Source organism: Faecalibacterium sp. An58, assembly GCF_002161515.1.
GTDB classification, from domain to species: Bacteria; Bacillota; Clostridia; order Oscillospirales; family Ruminococcaceae; genus Faecalibacterium; species Faecalibacterium avium.
In genome coordinates this window covers 26,098-41,414 of record NZ_NFHX01000001.1, presented here as the reverse complement: position 1 = coordinate 41,414, position 15,317 = coordinate 26,098, and the positions used below count along the sequence as shown (strand labels likewise).

Below are 15,317 nucleotides of genomic sequence, written 5' to 3'. Positions count from 1 at the left end.
ACACCATGAAAATGGACCAGGTGGCCTCATCTCAAAACGATGAGTTTTACACCCCGGAATATGCCATCAAGCCCATTCTCAAATATCTCAAAATGCCCTGCGTGGTGTGGTGCCCCTTTGATACTGCGGAAAGCAACTTTGTCAAGATGCTCCAGCGCTATGCTGCCTGCGGCGTGTCGGTGGTCCACACCCACATTGAAACAGGCGGGGACTTTTTCAGTATAGACCCCCCCCCGATGTGACTACATCATAAGCAACCCACCCTATTCCATAAAGGGCCCTGTGCTCCAGCGGCTTTTCCAGATTGACAAGCCTTTTGCCATGCTGGTGGGCGTGGTGGGCCTCTTTGAAAGCCAAGAACGCTTTGAGATGTTTCGGGACAACCCCTTTGAAATCATGTACTTAAACCGCCGTGTAGCCTATTTCAAGGACTACGCCGAACAGAAACCCTCACTCAATCCTCCTTTTAGTAGCGTGTATATATGCCACAACATACTCCCGGAGCGCATTGTGTTTGAGGAAATCGAAAAGAGATAGGAGGCTTTGACCATGGACAAGAACAAGAAACGCCGCCGCCCGCTGCCCAAGACCTGTGACCCCAACATGTGTGACCATTGCATGTATCTGGGTGAGGGTGACTTTGTGTGTGACCTCCACGGCCTGGGGCCGGAGGAAACTGTCTTTGTAATGGAGGATTGGGAGCCCACTGAGCATTTCCTCCAGTGCCGCCGTGAGGCCCGCCATGAATAGGCGGGAGCGGCGCAAGCTACAAAAGCAGGGCGTCCAGGTGCCCAAGGACCCCAGCATCAACATCAAGCTCTCTGATCTGGGCCGGGACATTATGACCCCAACCATGGAGAGCGCCATGATGCACGAAATCAACCAACAATGTCTGGAGGCGGACAAGCGCTTTTCCCTTGACCTGGACACCATGGTCATCTGGACCCTGTACCAGTGCTATGGATGGAGGGAAAAGCGCCTCCATGACTTCTATCTGGCGATGGCCAAGGAACACCGCCGGATGCGTGAGTTTTATGAAATGGATGACCTTTACCCCGAGCGCTACAAACTCAAGGAAAAGGGCATTGACCTGGAAAAATGGCAAGAGGAGGTGCTGAACAATGACCCCTAAACCCTGGGAAAACGGTGAGGGCTACTCTGACCCCACCGCCTACAACGCCCTGCGGCCCATCATGCAGGAGGACGCCGCCCTGGAGGGAAAGGTCAATTTTCTCATCAAGGTGCTCAAATTCATCATAGCGGAAAGCGGCTTTGAGCTGCTGGCCCGTATTGAAATCAAGGACAAAAAGACCGGGAGGTGTTTCAGATGAAAGCTGCTGACACCGAAAGCACCAGAGGGGTGCTCCAGGTCATTGAGGCCATCGGCCTGCCCGCCGTGCTGGAGCAATGCGCTGAGGAGCTGGCAGAACTGACCCAGGCCTCTCTCAAAATGGCCAGAAAGCTCCGGGGTGAAAACCCCACGCCGGTGACCCACGCCCAGGCGGCAGAGCATCTGCATGAGGAGCTGGGGGATGTCCGCTTGTGCCTCAAGGTCCTGGATGTCGCTATGGGCGGATATAACACCACCGCCGTGGAGGCGGAAAAGCTCCGGCGCTGGCTGGAACGAATAACCCAAGAACAGAAAAACCCAGAGTAAGAGGTGCCCGCCCATGCAATATGACCGCAAAATAACAATATCAGCCGGAAGTAACCGGCGGGCCATGACCTGGCAACAGCAAACCATGCTCATCTCTGAGCTTTGGGCCAGGCTCCAGACCCCGGCCAGAGGCACGGAAACCCTGGCTGAATATCTGAATATGAAAAAGGCCCAGCAGGATGACCTCAAGGATGTGGGCGGCTTTATGGCCGGCACACTGTCCGGGCCCCGGCGCAAGGCCAACAATGTGACCGGGCGTGATGTCATTACCCTGGACCTGGACAACATCCCCTCCGGTGGCACGGAGGATGTCCTGCGCCGGGTGGATGCTCTGGGGTGTGGCTATTGCATTTACAGCACCAGAAAGCACAGCCCGGCAGCGCCCCGCTTGCGTGTTCTGCTGCCTACTGACCGGACCATGACGGCGGATGAGTATGAGCCCGCCGCCCGGAAGATGGCGGAATACATAGGCCTGGAGCTTATGGACCCCACAACCTTTGAGGTGTCCCGGCTCATGTATTGGCCGTCCTGCTGCTCTGATAGCCAGTATGTCTACCGCTGGCAGGACAAGCCGCTCCTCTCCGTCAACGGCCTGCTGGCCCAGTATGCCGACTGGCAGGACTGCACCACCTGGCCCCAGGTGCCGGGCGCTCTGAGCCTCCCCAAGCTGGCCGTCAAGCAAGGTGACCCGGAGGCCAAGACCGGCGTGGTGGGCGCTTTCTGCCGCACCTATGACATCTACCGGGCCATGGATGAGCTCATCCCCGGCATGTATGAGGCCGTGGACAATATGCCTGGCCGCTACACCTACCTGGGCGGCTCCACCACCGGCGGCGCTGTGATCTACGACAACGGCAAATTCCTTTACAGCCACCACGCCACCGACCCGTGCAGCGGGCGGCTGGTCAATGCCTTTGACATGGTACGCCTCCACCGCTTTGGGGACAAGGACGATGAGGCCCAGCCAGGGACCCCCACAAACCGCCTGCCGTCCTACAAGGCTATGTGTGAGCTGGCGGTCCAGGACGCCGATGTGGCCGCCCTGATGAGCCAGGAGCGCTACCAGGAGGCCATCCGGGACTTTGAGGGCGTGGAGCCCACCAACGAGGAGGACCCCGCCAACTGGATGGCCAAGCTGGCTGTGAACACCCAGACGGGGCTCCCCAAGGCCACCATTGACAATGTGTGGATTATCCTGGAGCATGACCCACTCCTAAAAGGCAAGTTTGCACTCAACCAATTTGCTGGCCGTGGTGAGGTCCTGGGGCCCCTGCCGTGGGACAACCGCACAGAGCGCCGCTTTTGGGATGACAACGACAACCAGGGCCTCTACTGGTACATGGAGCGCTACCACCACATCACCGGCAACGGCAAGATTGACGGGGCCCTCTCCCTGCACTCCACCGCCCATGCTTTCAACGACATCCAGGACTATCTCAAGGGCCTTGTCTGGGACGGGACGCCCCGCCTGGACACGCTCTTTGTGGACTACCTGGGAGCCGCTGACAGCCCCTACACCCGAGCCGTCACCCGCAAGTCATTCACCGCCGCCGTGGCCCGTGCCATGGTCCCGGGCACCAAGTATGACACCATGCTCATCCTGTCTGGGGCGCAAGGCCTGGGCAAAAGCACCCTGTTGGATAAGATGAGCCGGGGCTGGTTCAATGACAGCATCCGCACCTTTGAGGGCAAGGAGGCCTCTGAGCTGCTCCAGGGCGTCTGGCTGGTGGAGATTGCGGAGCTGGACGCTTTCCGGCGCACAGACATTGCCCGCATCAAGCAGTTTCTCTCCCTACGGGCTGACCGTTTCCGGGCCGCTTATGGCCGCCATGTCAAGGAGCTGCCCCGCTGCTGTGTCTTTTTCGGCACCACGAATGTGAGCGCCTATCTCCAGGACAGGACCGGCAACCGCCGTTTCTGGCCCGTGGATGTGGGCCTGAGCCCTGTCACAAAGAATGTGTGGGCTGATCTGCCGGGAGAGATTGACCAGCTGTGGGCGGAGGCCGTGGTCCGCTGGAGGACCGGAGAGGCCCTTTTCCTCAAAGGCGATCTGGAGGAGGCCGCCAAGGCCAAGCAGGAGGAGCACCGTGAGGTGAGCACTCGGGAGGGCATAATCACGGACTTTCTGGAGCGCCAGGTGCCGGAGGACTGGCCCAGCTGGCCGCTGGACCGCCGCCGCATGTTCTGGGCCGGGGCCGTGCAGGGTGATGTCAAGCTGGTGGACCGTGACCGGGTGTGTGCCCTGGAGGTCTGGTGTGAGGCCCTGGACGGCAAGCAGCGGGACATCCGCTACTCCGACACGGCGGAAATCAACAGCATCATTGAGGCTTGCCCGAATTGGGAGAAAAGCAAAGGCTCCATGCGCTTTGGCTACTGCGGCAAACAGCGGGGCTTTCTCCGCCGGAGAGCTCTATAACCCCGGAACATTGGGGTGGAACATTGGCCGGAACAGTGGAACATTTATGCAAATTGCCAGTCGGAACATGTTCCGGGCAATGTTCCGGCAAATGTTCCGGGCTAAACCCTTGTAAACACTGGATTTTTTAGAGGGTGGAACATTGGAACATTTAATTTCTATTAAATACGAAAATAGAGAATTTAGAGAAATTAGAGAATATATAAACCCTCTAAATCCTCTGTTTACGCAATATATAGGGTGAATGTTCCAAGGGTGACCGCCTCAAATAGCATATTGCACAAAGCAAAGGAGGCTGAGGAAATTGAGGGAAAGCAGTATTGAGAGTTACCTTGTCCGCAAGGTGAAAGAGCACGGCGGCCTGTGCTATAAGTTTGTTTCTCCCGGAAATCCGGGCGTCCCTGACCGCATCGTCATAACACCCACCGGCAAGACTGTCTATGTTGAGCTGAAAACAGAGATTGGGAGGCTGGCCAAGATGCAGAAATGGCAGAGGAGTGAGCTGGAGAAACGGGGGGCGGATGTCCGGGTGCTTTATGGGATGGACGCCGTGAAAGAGTTTCTGAGGGAGGTTTTTGGTGATGCAGTACATACCGCATGACTACCAGGCCTACTGCATCCAGCGGGTGGTGGAGGACCCCACGGTGGGGCTGTTTCTCCGGCCAGGGCTGGGCAAAACGGTCATCACCCTGTCTGCGGTCAATATCCTCAAATATTTCCGCTGGCAGGTGGCCAAGGTCCTGGTGGTGGCCCCCAAAAAGGTGGCGGAGGCCACCTGGAGCAAGGAGGCAGCTAAGTGGGACCACCTCCAGCATCTCCGGGTGTCCACCGTTCTGGGGAGCGCCAGCAAGCGCATCAAGGCCCTCAACACTCCGGCGGATGTCTATGTCATCAACCGTGAAAATTTTGAGTGGCTGGTGGACTACTACCAGCAGGCCTGGCCGTTTGACATGGTGGTTTTCGATGAAAGCACCAGTTTCAAAAACCCCCAGAGCAAGCGGTTTAAGGCGGCCAAGCGCATCCGCCGGTTTATTAAGAAAGTGGTGCTGCTGACCGGCACACCGTCCTCCAAGGGGCTGATTGACTTATGGGCCCAGGTGTACCTCCTGGACGGCGGGGCCCGTCTGGGGCCCACGCTTTCCGCCTACCGGGAGAGATACTTTGACCCGGACCAGCGGAGCCGGACCCAGATTTTTTCCTACAAGGCCAAGGACGGAGCGGAGAGCGCCGTGCTGGGTGCCATCTCCGACATCTGCATCTCCATGAAAGCGGAGGACTACCTGCAACTGCCGGACTTCATCCAGCATGAAATCCCCGTCATGCTGGACCCCAAGGCCAAAAAGGCCTATGACCAGTTTGAGCGGGACCTGCTGCTGGAGGTGGATGAGGACATCATCACGGCGGGCACCGCCGGGGTCCTGGTGGGCAAGCTGCTGCAATTCTGCAATGGGGCCGTGTATGGCAATGACGGCAAGGTGGTCCCGGTGCATGACTGCAAGCTGGAGGCCTACACGGAGCTGCTGGAGCAACTCAATGGGGAGCATTGCCTCACATTCTACGGCTACCAGCACGACAAGGACCGCATCCTGGAGCGCCTGGAGAAGTACAACCGGGGCCGGGCGGACAAGCTGCGGGTCCGGGTGTATAAGGGCGTGGAGGATGAGGAGGCCTGGAACGCCGGAGAGGTGGATGTGTTGCTGGTGCATCCGGCCTCTTGCGCCTACGGGCTCAACCTCCAGGCCGGTGGCCGCCATGTGGTATGGTATGGCTTAAACTGGAGTTTCGAGCTGAACGACCAGGGCAACTGCCGCCTGTACCGGCAGGGCTCCCCCTACGAAAAGGTGTTTGTGCATTATCTCATTGTGCAGGGCTGTGAGGATGAGGATGTCATGGCCACCATACGGGACCGGGCAGACACCCATGAGGCTGTCATGCGGGCCCTCAAGGCCAGAATACGCAAGGTAAAGGAGAGTGTGGCATGAATAACCCAACTGTGATTTTGAACGGTGACCAGGTGTATTGTGATGAGCTCATCCGGGAAAACGCCCGGCTGACCATCCAGCATGAGGTGGACCGGCAGAAAATGGAGGCCCTGGAGCGGCAGATTGAGGACCAGGCGGCGAACATCACCAGCCTTGAGGCCCATTCCTACGCACGGGAGGACCTGGAGGAGCTGGCCGACCTGCGGCGCACGGTGGACAAGGCCATCAAGGACCTGCACTTTGTCATGGCCGGTGGTGACCCGTGCAAGGTGTGCGCCAAGGTGTGCATGATGGGTGAGGGCAACTGCCAGCCGGTGTGGACCGGAGAGAAAACGGAGGACTGAGCACATGACCCTAAAAGAACTGTCCCAGCTTTACTACCTCAACCGGGAGATTGAGATGGACAAGCGCCGCCTCCAAGAGCTGGAGGTCAAGGCCCTGCCGGGCTCCCAGGTCCTCACCGGGATGCCTCACACTCCCGGCGTCAAGGACAAGGTGGGTGAGTATGCGGCGGAGATTGCCGATCTGAGAGGCATTATTGAGGCCAAGCACCAGCAATGCCTCTATGAGCGGAGCCGCCTGGAGCGCTACATCTCCAGCATTGATGACAGCCTCCTCCGGCAGATTTTCACCTATCGGTTTATCAATGGACTCCCCTGGCGGCAGGTGGCCGCCTGCATCGGCGGGGGGAATACCGAGGACGGATGCAGAAAAGCTGTGCAACGGTATCTGGAACGGAACTAAAGCAAGTTGTCCGTTTTGTCCGGTGTTCTTATGTTACACTGACATAGCGGGTATAGCCTCATCATGGTTTTACCTCCTTTGTAGGGTGGCGGCGGGGTGACGGAGCAGGCACCAGACCCCCGCCGCCATTCACTATGTCTTTTTGGCTGCTTTTCTCATAGAAAAGCGGCTTTTTATTATGTTTTGGGGTGGTGAGCCTTTTGGAAAAGAAAGAAATGGCGGTCAATGCGCTGGCCGTTCTGATTGGAGATTACAACATTTACAGAAAAAAGGCGGCCACGCTGATTTTGAGGGCGCTGTTGCCGCCTAAAGTCTACAAGGCAATTTTGAGTGGGGGGGCCGTCTATCCGTTTGAACGGAATGACCACCGGGTGACGGCATGGAAAAGAGCCGTGATTGCACCGGGCCGCTGCGCCTTTTGCGGTGCAGAAAAAGACCTGGAGGCTCACCACATCATTGGGTGGGCAGAATGGCCGCAAGGCCGCACTGATGTGAGCAATGGGCTTTGCCTGTGCCATAAATGCCACACGGAGGAGCACCGCTTTTCTCCTGCCTATCACATGATGCTTGCGAGGGGCGGGTGATTTTGTGGCCAAAATCACTGACCGGCAGCGCAAGAAAATCATAGCTGACTATGTGCAGCTTGAGAATTACAGCGCAGTGGCAAGGCTTCATGGTGTGACCCGAAACACGGTTAAAGCCATCGTGCTGGCGGACAAAGAAACTGCCGAAAAATGCCGCCTTAAAAAAGCAGAGAATACGGTGGCAGTTTTGGAGCATATGAGCCGCCAAAAAGACAAGGTGTGTGGACTGCTGGACCGGCTGATTGATGCCATGGATGACCCGGTAAAGATGGACTGCTCCACCCTGCCACAACTGGCCACCGCTCTGGGCATATTGGTGGACAAGTACACCGCCGATGAGGCCCGCACCAATGGCATCCCCCAGGAAAACAACATCTTTGAGGTCATTGACCAGAGCACCAGAGAGGAGATAGACACGGATGAGATACCAGAAATTGAGCCCCCGGCAAAATCTGGCCATGACCTGGTGGAATAGGCCGGGCTTTGAGGGCTATGACGGCATCATCTGTGACGGCTCCATCCGATCTGGCAAGACCGTGGCCATGACCGTGGGCTTTATCATGTGGGCCATGAGCCGCTTTCAAGGCCAAAACTTTGCACTGTGCGGCAAGACCATTGAGAGCTTGCGGCGCAATGTGACCTCCAACCTGCCCAACTGGCTGGCCGGGGTGTTTTCTTTCCGGGAGTACCGCACGGAAAACAAGATTGTGGTGACCGCCGCCGGGCGGAGCAACAACTTTTACCTGTTCGGCGGGCGGGATGAAAGCAGCGCCTCTCTCATCCAGGGCATCACCCTGGCGGGCGTTCTGCTGGATGAGGTGGCCCTCATGCCCCGCTCCTTTGTGGAGCAGGCCTGTGCCCGCTGCTCCGTGGATGGCTCAAAGCTCTGGTTTAATTGCAACCCAGAGGGACCCTCCCATTGGTTTTATCTCACCTGGGTGCTGGAGGCCGCCAAGCGGAACATGCTGCACCTCCATTTCACCATGGATGACAACCTCAGCCTCTCCGCCGCCGTCAAGGCCAGGTATGAGAGCCTTTACTCCGGCGTGTTTTATGACCGCTTCATCCGGGGCCTCTGGGTGGTGGCGGAGGGGCTGATTTATACCATGTTCAACAAGGACTTTCATGTGGTGCCGGATGTTCCACGGCCCTATGACCGCTATTACATTTCTATCGACTACGGCACCGCAAATCCCACCAGCATGGGGCTCTGGGGCCGGGCAAGCGGGAAATGGTATCGCATCCGGGAGTATTACTACAACAGCCGCAAGGTGGGCCGCCAGCTCACCGATGAGGAATATTATGCAGAGCTGGAAAAGCTGGCTGGTGATCTGCCCATCCGGGCGGTCATCGTTGACCCCTCAGCGGCCAGCTTTATTGAGGCCATCCGGCGGCACGGGCGCTTTTATGCTGAAAAGGCCTCCAACTCTGTGTTGGCGGGCATCCGGGATGTGGCCACCAGGCTCCAGAGCGGGGACATCTTCATCTGCTCCTGCTGTACGGACTGCATCCGGGAGTTTGGGCTTTACCGCTGGGACGAAAAGGCTCCCATGGACCGGCCTATCAAGGAGAATGACCATGCCATGGATGATGTGCGCTATTTTGTCCACAAGGTCTTTGCGCCCGAGATTTTCAGCTTTTGAGGTGTACTTTTATGCAGGTAAACATTTTGGGGGCCGTATATGAATGTGAATATAAGCTCCCTGAGCAGGACAAGGCATTGACTAAGTGTGACGGCTACTGTGACAGCTCTATCCGGCGCATTGTTGTAAAGGACTACACGGATGATGACCGCCGGGAGCCCATGGCACTGGCCAACCTGGATGCCTACAAGCGCAAATGTATGCGCCATGAAATTGTCCATGCGTTTTTACATGAGAGCGGATTGACGGTAAACTCCGCCAATGTCGAGGCCTGGGCGTCCTGTGAGGAGATTGTGGACTGGATTGCCATACAGGGGCCCAAAATTTATGCCGCCTGGCATCAGGCGGCTTGTCTGGAGGTGATGCACGGTGGTGGTGCTTAATTTGCGGGATGATTGCGTGGCCAGAACGGCCACCAATTTCCGCCGGGGCATGACGGACAAGCGCTTTTTGGAGCTTGAAATCACGGCCTGGCTGGGCTCCAAAGAGCGAAAACGGCAGCTTGAGGGTGAGGCCTACTATGACGGGGACCAAGCCGTGCTCCGCCGCAAGCGCCTGGCACTGGATGATGACGGCAAGCCCATTGTGCTGGAGCATCTGCCCAACAACCGGCTGGTCAACAACATCTACTCCAAAATGGTGGACCAGAAAACCAATTATTCCTTTGGGCGGCCCTTTTCCTTTGACACCGAAAACAAAGCCTATGCGGCGGCCCTCTCTACTGTGTTCGGCTCCCGTTTCCGCCGGACCATGCACAACATTGGTGAGGGGGCCTGGATAGGCGGCAAGAGCTGGGTGTACCCCTATTATGACCAAAACGGGGAGCTGGCTTTCCAGCGCTTTCCGGCGGATGAGGTCCTGCCGTTCTGGGCGGATGCAGACCACACCATCCTGGATGCCGCCGTCCATGTCTATGTGGTGCTGGAGTACGATGAAACCGAACAGACCAAGGATGTGGTCAAGGTGGAGGTCATGCACGGCGGCGGCGTGGACTGTTTTGTCCGCCGGGATGACGGGACCCTTGAGCCGGACGATTTTGCCCGGTCCGGGCCCTACATCACCACCACGGACCCCCAGACGGGCAAGGAAACCAGCTATAATTGGGAGCGCATCCCCCTGGTGTGCTTTAAGAGCTCCCACCATGAAATCCCTCTCCTGTCCAGGGTGAAATGCCTGCAAGACGCCTACAACAACATCATCTCCAACTTTGCCAACCAGATGGAGGAGGACATCCACTCCACCATCCTGGTCATCAAGAACTATGACGGGGAGGACCTGGGGCGGCTCCGGGCCAACCTGGCCACCTACGGCATCATCAAGGTCCGCTCCTATGAGGGCTCTGAGGGCGGCGTGGACACCCTCCAGATTGAGGTCAACGCCGAAAACTACAAGGTCCTGCTCTCCCTGCTCAAGGATGCCATCATTGAGAACGCCAGGGGCTATGACGCCAAGGATGACCGCATGAGCGGCAACCCCAACCAGATGAATATACAGAGCATGTACTCTGATATTGACCTGGACGCCAACGGCATTGAAATGGAGTTTCAAGCCTCCATGGAGGAGCTGCTCTGGTTTGTCAACCAACACCTGGCCAACACGGGACGGGGGAATTTTGAGGGCACGGAGGTCAAGGTCATCTTTGACCGGGATGTCCTCATCAATGAAACTGAGGTCATCAACAACTGCAAGAACTCCGTGGGCATCCTCTCTGATGAAACCATTGTGAAAATGCACCCCTGGGTGAGCGACCCGGAGCAGGAGCTCCAGCGCATCAAGGACGAAAAGGAGGAGGCCATGGCCGACCCCTACCAGGCCGCCTTTATGAAAAACCGGCAGAACGGCGGGGACGGCTCCGGCAACCCCGTGACCGGCCAGGACGGCGGTGACGGCAATGCCCAGGAATAACCTCCAGCGCAATGCGGACTATTGGGCCCAGCGCATGAAAAACATGGAGGACGCCCTGCTGGACCAGTCATACTCCTATGTGGAAAATCTGGATGCTCAATTCCGGGCCGCTGAGGCTGAGATTGAGCGCCAGATGTCCGTATGGTACAGGCGCTTTGCCGCCAACAATGACATCACTCTGGCAGACGCCAAGCGGCTGCTCAACAGTGGTGAGCTGGCGGAGTTTCGCTGGACGGTTGAGGACTACATCAAGCATGGCGAGGAAAACGCCCTCACCGGGGCCTGGATGAAAGAGCTGGAGAACGCCAGCGCCAGGGTCCACATCTCCCGGCTGGATGCCCTCAAAATCCAGCTCCAGCAGCAGGCGGAGCTCCTCTATTCCAACCAGCTTGACTACATAGACCGGGCCGCCCGGCAATCCTACGCCGGGAGCTACTACCACACGGCCTATGAGGTCCAAAAGGGCCTGGGCGTGGGCTGGACCATGCAGGCCATCAATGAGGGGACCATCACCAAGGTCCTCTCCCGGCCATGGACCACGGACGGCCAGACTTTCCGGGACCGCTGCTGGACCAACAAGCAGAGCCTTGTGAACAGCGTCAACACCCAGCTCACCCAGATGATTATACGGGGAGAGGCTCCAGACCGGGCCATCTCCGCCATCTCCAAGCAGTTTGAGGTGTCCCGCTCCAAGGCGGGCCGCCTGGTGATGACGGAAAGCGCCTATTTCTCCAGCGCCGCTCAAAAGGACTGTTTCAACGCCCTGGGCGTAGAGAAATACAGGATTGTGGCCTCTTTTGACCGGGACACCTGCGGCCTGTGTTCGGCGCTGGACGGCAAGGTGTTCAAGATGTCGGACTACCAGGTGGGGCTCACCGCTCCGCCGTTCCATCCCTGGTGCCGCTGCTGCACCGCCCCCTACTTTGAGGACATGGAGGGCCTGGGGGAGCGCTGGACCCGCAACCCGGACGGCACCACCACAAAGGTCCCGGCAAACACCACCTTTGCCCAATGGCGGCAGAGCTTTGTGCAGGGACCTACTCCTGGTTTACAGGTGGCCTCCGGGAGTGGTACAATGGCCGCAAAGGCAACCACGCATTTCCAGAGTGTTGTGCAGGGCTTGCCCGCATCTCCCAGCGGCTACACGGACGCCCTGGAGCAACACTATGCGTCCGGCAATCAGACGGCCCAGGCCGCCTTTGAGCGCTATGTCCAGCCCGGCTCCGTGGCGGACGGGGCTTTCTCCGGCACGCCGCATTTTGACAGCCGCATCCAAAAGGTTAAAATGAATTTTGCCAACGACATGACGGACCCCAGAGGCCCAGCAACAACCTTTTTCCATGAACACGGCCATTATATTGATTTTATGTCGTGCGCCGGGAGCGGCTACACATCCATGCAGACGCCAGACTTTGGCGACGCCTTGAAAAAGGACTTTGAGGCCTATGTCAGGGCTACCATGAAAGCCCACGGCACAAAGAGAAAGACGGATGCCTATGCAATCATCTCTCAGGAGCTCCGTGGGGCGCTGCCCAATGCAATCTCCGATCTGTTCGGCGGAATGTCCCGCAACAAGTGCGCTGGCACATACGGCCATTGGAACACACGCTACTGGACCTACTCCGGGATGCTGGAGAAAGAGGCCTTTGCCCACATGTTTGCCGCTCAATTCGATGCTGACCGCTACGCTTTGATGCAGAAATACTTTCCCACCGCTTTGGCGGAGTTTGAGAAACTGCTGAAAGGGGTGACAACGCCATGATTAAGTATTCCGATGTGACAACCAACCAGGAGCTCCAGGAGGCCGTCACCGCCTATGAGCAGGCCTTTGGAGGCCGCTTTGTGGGGGATGAGCCGGGCCCCGGCCTGGTGTATCTGGACGCCAACGGGACCTCCTACGGCCCCCCGGACGGCTACACCAAAGAGGACCTGCTCACGGCTCTGGAGGGGGGCAAGGACACCCTCCCCTCTATCTGGACCAATTTGGATGGGCTGGATATTGACCCAGACATCCTTTACTGACCCGATGATAAAAGCATCGTGCTGAAAAGCACGGTGCTTTTTTCATACCCAAATACCGCCGGGCCCCGGCGGAAACCAACAGGGGCGCTGCCATACCGGGACTGGCCGGACACAAGGAAAGCAGATAACAGGAGGTAACGCAACATGAAACTTTTATGGCTCAAGGAAATCATTGGCGATGCCTACACGGAGGACATGGACGCCGCCGCCTGCCAGGCGATTGGCAAGGACTTTGTTGCCCGTGCGGACTTCAACGCCAAAAACACCCGTGTCAAGGAGCTGGAGGCCCAGGTGGGCCAGCTTGAGGAGGCCGCCAAGGGACACGCCAAGCAGCTTGAGGAGCTGAAAAAGTCCGCTGGCGACAACGAGGAGCTGACCCGCAAGATTGGCGAACTGGAGCAGCAGAACAAGGCGGACAAGGCCGCTTATGAGAAAGAGCTGGCCACTATCCGGCTGACTGCCGCCGTGGACGCCGAACTCACCGCCGCCGGAGCCAAGAACAACACCGCTGTCCGGGCTCTCCTGGCCGACTACCTCAAGGACGCCAAGATTGAGGACGGCAAGGTGGTGGCCAAGGTGAACAATGAGAGCATCACCCTGGCCGCCAAAATCGAGGCCATGAAAAAGGACGCCAACACGGACTTTCTCTTTGGGAGCACCGGGGCCAAGCTGACCGGCTGGAAACCCGGCGACCCCGACACCGGGCGGAAACCCGGCGAGGGGAAAAAGCCCTCTGAGATGTCCTATTCCGAGCTGGCGGCTTTCCTGGCCGAAAACCCGGACGCCAAGCTGGAATGAGGTGACAACATGCGAAACATCACAACCCCTGCCAAAGCCGTGTCTTTTGAGGACGCCTTGAGAAATCTGGCGGCCAAGCTGACCGGCAAGCCCGCCGCATCCCTGCCCCGCACCCAGGAGGCCGTGGTGCAGTACATTGCGGACAACATCTCCTCCGTGAAAGAGCTGACGGACGCCCTGGCCAAAGAGCTGGCCATCCGGCTGACCCAGGAGCTTGCGGAGGCCATTGTCCAGGAAGTCATGGACCGTCTGGCCCCTGCGGGCACGGGGGCGGCCCAGGACGGCCCGGAGGATGAGCCGGAGGGTGATGATACCACCGGCACCAAAGAGGCCCCCAGGGGCCGCAAGCGCAAGCCCAACACCAACTAATTTGCAGAAAGGAAGATTGAACTATGCCTAACACCAAGTTTGACGCCAAGTCTTTCAATCCCCAGGCTTTCAAGTATGCGGTGGACCGCATCCCCCGCACCCGCCTCAATGAAATGCGGAAGTCCAGAGCGCTGGCGGGCAACCCCGACATCCGGGATGTGTTCAGCACCCAGGGCGGCACCGGCTATGCCCGCATCGCCATGCGGGGCCTGCTGGACGGCGATGCCGTCAACTATGACGGCCAGACCGACATCACCGCCACCTCCACCAAGACCTTTGAGCAGGGCGTGGTGGTCATTGGCCGTGCCAAGGCCTGGACTGAAAAGGACTTTTCCTTTGACATCACCGGCGGCATTGACTGGATGGACAATGTAGCCCAGCAGGTTTCCGAGTATTGGCAGGACATTGACCAGGACACCATCCTGGCCATCCTCAAGGGCGTCTTTGCCATGACCAGCGGCCAGAGCGCTGAGTTTGTGACCAAGCACACCTATGAGGTGGCGGGCAACATGGAGGCCACCACCATGAACAGCGCCACCGCCCAGGCCTGCGGTGACCGCAAGAAGAAGTTTTCTCTTGTGTTCATGCACTCTGTCCCCGCCACCAACCTGGAAAACCTCAACCTGCTCACCGCCCTCAAGTACACCGACAAGGACGGTGTGACCCGTGACCTGACCCTCTACACCTGGAACGGCAAGACCGTTGTGGTGGATGACGGGATGCCCGCCGAGGAGGGCTATTTCCCCGCCGCCTCCACCGATGAGGGGGCGCTCCAGGTCAAGGCCTCCGGCGCTACTGACGGCCAGATCAACCAGGCGGAGGTCACCCCCTACTTTGGCGAGGGCACCCCTGCGGCGGACAGCTATGTGGTCCCCGGCACCCGCTACACCACCTATGTGCTGGGCGAGGGCGCTATCAGCTTTGAGGACATCGGTGCCAAGGTCCCCTATGAAATGGCCCGTGACCCCAAGACGGACGGCGGTGTGGACACCCTCTACACCCGCCAGCGCAAGGTGTTCTCTCCCTTTGGCATCTCCTACGAAAAGAAAAGCCAGACCACTCTCTCCCCCACGGATGCAGAGCTGGCCAACGGTGCCAACTGGTGCCTGGTCCACTCCGGCGAGGAGGAGGAAAACGACCGTTCCTACATCGCCCACAAGGCCATCCCCATTGCCCGCATCCTCTCCAGAGGCTAAG

Annotated in this window: 20 protein-coding genes; all 20 read left to right on the top strand. The window is 58.3% G+C overall.

Annotation, left to right across the window (positions count from 1 at the left end):
• The first annotated feature begins 5 nt into the window (after positions 1-5).
• The 20 genes from B5G12_RS00280 to B5G12_RS00180 all read left to right on the top strand — a co-directional run bounded on the left by B5G12_RS00280 (position 6) and on the right by B5G12_RS00180 (position 15,316).
• Positions 6-242 (top strand): hypothetical protein, encoded by a 237-nt coding sequence (locus B5G12_RS00280; protein WP_079699136.1) that lies wholly within the window; start codon positions 6-8, stop codon positions 240-242.
• 307 nt (positions 243-549) lie between these two features.
• The gene (locus B5G12_RS00270; RefSeq protein WP_144064072.1) at positions 550-750 is read left to right on the top strand and encodes a hypothetical protein; all 201 of its coding nucleotides are present in this window, start codon (positions 550-552) and stop codon (positions 748-750) included.
• Positions 743-1,132, top strand: coding sequence for a hypothetical protein (locus B5G12_RS00265; protein ID WP_144064071.1), 390 nt, complete (start codon positions 743-745; stop codon positions 1,130-1,132). Before B5G12_RS00270 ends, B5G12_RS00265 begins: the two co-directional genes overlap by 8 nt.
• Complete coding sequence (locus B5G12_RS00260; RefSeq protein WP_087322712.1) at positions 1,122-1,331, top strand: hypothetical protein; 210 nt, start codon at positions 1,122-1,124, stop codon at positions 1,329-1,331. Before B5G12_RS00265 ends, B5G12_RS00260 begins: the two co-directional genes overlap by 11 nt.
• Entirely contained in the window at positions 1,328-1,657 is a 330-nt protein-coding gene (locus tag B5G12_RS00255) for a nucleoside triphosphate pyrophosphohydrolase family protein (RefSeq protein ID WP_087322709.1), read from the top strand. The genes B5G12_RS00260 and B5G12_RS00255 overlap by 4 nt, the downstream gene beginning before the upstream one ends.
• A gap of 13 nt (positions 1,658-1,670) precedes the next feature.
• A complete protein-coding gene (locus B5G12_RS00250; RefSeq protein ID WP_087322706.1) occupies positions 1,671-4,073 on the top strand; it encodes a virulence-associated E family protein in 2,403 nt (800 codons plus the stop codon).
• A gap of 304 nt (positions 4,074-4,377) precedes the next feature.
• Positions 4,378-4,674, top strand: a complete 297-nt coding sequence (locus tag B5G12_RS00245; protein ID WP_087322703.1) for a VRR-NUC domain-containing protein — start codon at positions 4,378-4,380, stop codon at positions 4,672-4,674.
• Positions 4,655-6,055 (top strand): SNF2-related protein, encoded by a 1,401-nt coding sequence (locus tag B5G12_RS00240; RefSeq protein WP_087322700.1) that lies wholly within the window; start codon positions 4,655-4,657, stop codon positions 6,053-6,055. Before B5G12_RS00245 ends, B5G12_RS00240 begins: the two co-directional genes overlap by 20 nt.
• The gene (locus tag B5G12_RS00235; protein WP_087322697.1) at positions 6,052-6,399 is read left to right on the top strand and encodes a hypothetical protein; all 348 of its coding nucleotides are present in this window, start codon (positions 6,052-6,054) and stop codon (positions 6,397-6,399) included. The genes B5G12_RS00240 and B5G12_RS00235 overlap by 4 nt, the downstream gene beginning before the upstream one ends.
• Before the next feature lie 4 nt (positions 6,400-6,403).
• Positions 6,404-6,799, top strand: a complete 396-nt coding sequence (locus B5G12_RS00230) for a hypothetical protein (RefSeq protein WP_079699127.1) — start codon at positions 6,404-6,406, stop codon at positions 6,797-6,799.
• A 200-nt stretch (positions 6,800-6,999) separates the two neighbouring features.
• Positions 7,000-7,383 (top strand): HNH endonuclease signature motif containing protein, encoded by a 384-nt coding sequence (locus tag B5G12_RS00225; protein WP_144064070.1) that lies wholly within the window; start codon positions 7,000-7,002, stop codon positions 7,381-7,383.
• A gap of 4 nt (positions 7,384-7,387) precedes the next feature.
• Complete coding sequence (locus tag B5G12_RS00220; RefSeq protein WP_144064069.1) at positions 7,388-7,858, top strand: helix-turn-helix domain-containing protein; 471 nt, start codon at positions 7,388-7,390, stop codon at positions 7,856-7,858.
• Entirely contained in the window at positions 7,803-9,026 is a 1,224-nt protein-coding gene (locus B5G12_RS00215; RefSeq protein WP_087322686.1) for a PBSX family phage terminase large subunit, read from the top strand. The genes B5G12_RS00220 and B5G12_RS00215 overlap by 56 nt, the downstream gene beginning before the upstream one ends.
• A gap of 11 nt (positions 9,027-9,037) precedes the next feature.
• A complete protein-coding gene (locus B5G12_RS00210; RefSeq protein WP_087322683.1) occupies positions 9,038-9,409 on the top strand; it encodes a hypothetical protein in 372 nt (123 codons plus the stop codon).
• Complete coding sequence (locus B5G12_RS00205; protein ID WP_242955874.1) at positions 9,396-10,931, top strand: phage portal protein; 1,536 nt, start codon at positions 9,396-9,398, stop codon at positions 10,929-10,931. Before B5G12_RS00210 ends, B5G12_RS00205 begins: the two co-directional genes overlap by 14 nt.
• On the top strand, positions 10,918-12,693 hold the full coding sequence (locus B5G12_RS00200; protein ID WP_087322681.1) for a minor capsid protein: 1,776 nt from the start codon (positions 10,918-10,920) through the stop codon (positions 12,691-12,693). Before B5G12_RS00205 ends, B5G12_RS00200 begins: the two co-directional genes overlap by 14 nt.
• Entirely contained in the window at positions 12,690-12,953 is a 264-nt protein-coding gene (locus tag B5G12_RS00195) for a hypothetical protein (protein WP_087322678.1), read from the top strand. The genes B5G12_RS00200 and B5G12_RS00195 overlap by 4 nt, the downstream gene beginning before the upstream one ends.
• Before the next feature lie 144 nt (positions 12,954-13,097).
• Entirely contained in the window at positions 13,098-13,751 is a 654-nt protein-coding gene (locus B5G12_RS00190; RefSeq protein ID WP_079699122.1) for a phage scaffolding protein, read from the top strand.
• Positions 13,752-13,760: 9 nt separating this feature from the next.
• A complete protein-coding gene (locus tag B5G12_RS00185; RefSeq protein WP_087322675.1) occupies positions 13,761-14,120 on the top strand; it encodes a hypothetical protein in 360 nt (119 codons plus the stop codon).
• Positions 14,121-14,143: 23 nt separating this feature from the next.
• Complete coding sequence (locus tag B5G12_RS00180; protein ID WP_087322672.1) at positions 14,144-15,316, top strand: phage coat protein; 1,173 nt, start codon at positions 14,144-14,146, stop codon at positions 15,314-15,316.
• Position 15,317 lies beyond the last annotated feature (1 nt).

Coding starts and splice junctions, on each gene's coding strand:
- B5G12_RS00280 (WP_079699136.1), top strand. CDS start 6: ATGAAAATGGACCAGGTGGCCTCATCTCAAAACGATGAGTTTTACACC.
- B5G12_RS00270 (WP_144064072.1), top strand. CDS start 550: ATGGACAAGAACAAGAAACGCCGCCGCCCGCTGCCCAAGACCTGTGAC.
- B5G12_RS00265 (WP_144064071.1), top strand. CDS start 743: ATGAATAGGCGGGAGCGGCGCAAGCTACAAAAGCAGGGCGTCCAGGTG.
- B5G12_RS00260 (WP_087322712.1), top strand. CDS start 1,122: ATGACCCCTAAACCCTGGGAAAACGGTGAGGGCTACTCTGACCCCACC.
- B5G12_RS00255 (WP_087322709.1), top strand. CDS start 1,328: ATGAAAGCTGCTGACACCGAAAGCACCAGAGGGGTGCTCCAGGTCATT.
- B5G12_RS00250 (WP_087322706.1), top strand. CDS start 1,671: ATGCAATATGACCGCAAAATAACAATATCAGCCGGAAGTAACCGGCGG.
- B5G12_RS00240 (WP_087322700.1), top strand. CDS start 4,655: ATGCAGTACATACCGCATGACTACCAGGCCTACTGCATCCAGCGGGTG.
- B5G12_RS00235 (WP_087322697.1), top strand. CDS start 6,052: ATGAATAACCCAACTGTGATTTTGAACGGTGACCAGGTGTATTGTGAT.
- B5G12_RS00230 (WP_079699127.1), top strand. CDS start 6,404: ATGACCCTAAAAGAACTGTCCCAGCTTTACTACCTCAACCGGGAGATT.
- B5G12_RS00215 (WP_087322686.1), top strand. CDS start 7,803: ATGAGATACCAGAAATTGAGCCCCCGGCAAAATCTGGCCATGACCTGG.
- B5G12_RS00210 (WP_087322683.1), top strand. CDS start 9,038: ATGCAGGTAAACATTTTGGGGGCCGTATATGAATGTGAATATAAGCTC.
- B5G12_RS00200 (WP_087322681.1), top strand. CDS start 10,918: ATGCCCAGGAATAACCTCCAGCGCAATGCGGACTATTGGGCCCAGCGC.
- B5G12_RS00195 (WP_087322678.1), top strand. CDS start 12,690: ATGATTAAGTATTCCGATGTGACAACCAACCAGGAGCTCCAGGAGGCC.
- B5G12_RS00190 (WP_079699122.1), top strand. CDS start 13,098: ATGAAACTTTTATGGCTCAAGGAAATCATTGGCGATGCCTACACGGAG.
- B5G12_RS00185 (WP_087322675.1), top strand. CDS start 13,761: ATGCGAAACATCACAACCCCTGCCAAAGCCGTGTCTTTTGAGGACGCC.
- B5G12_RS00180 (WP_087322672.1), top strand. CDS start 14,144: ATGCCTAACACCAAGTTTGACGCCAAGTCTTTCAATCCCCAGGCTTTC.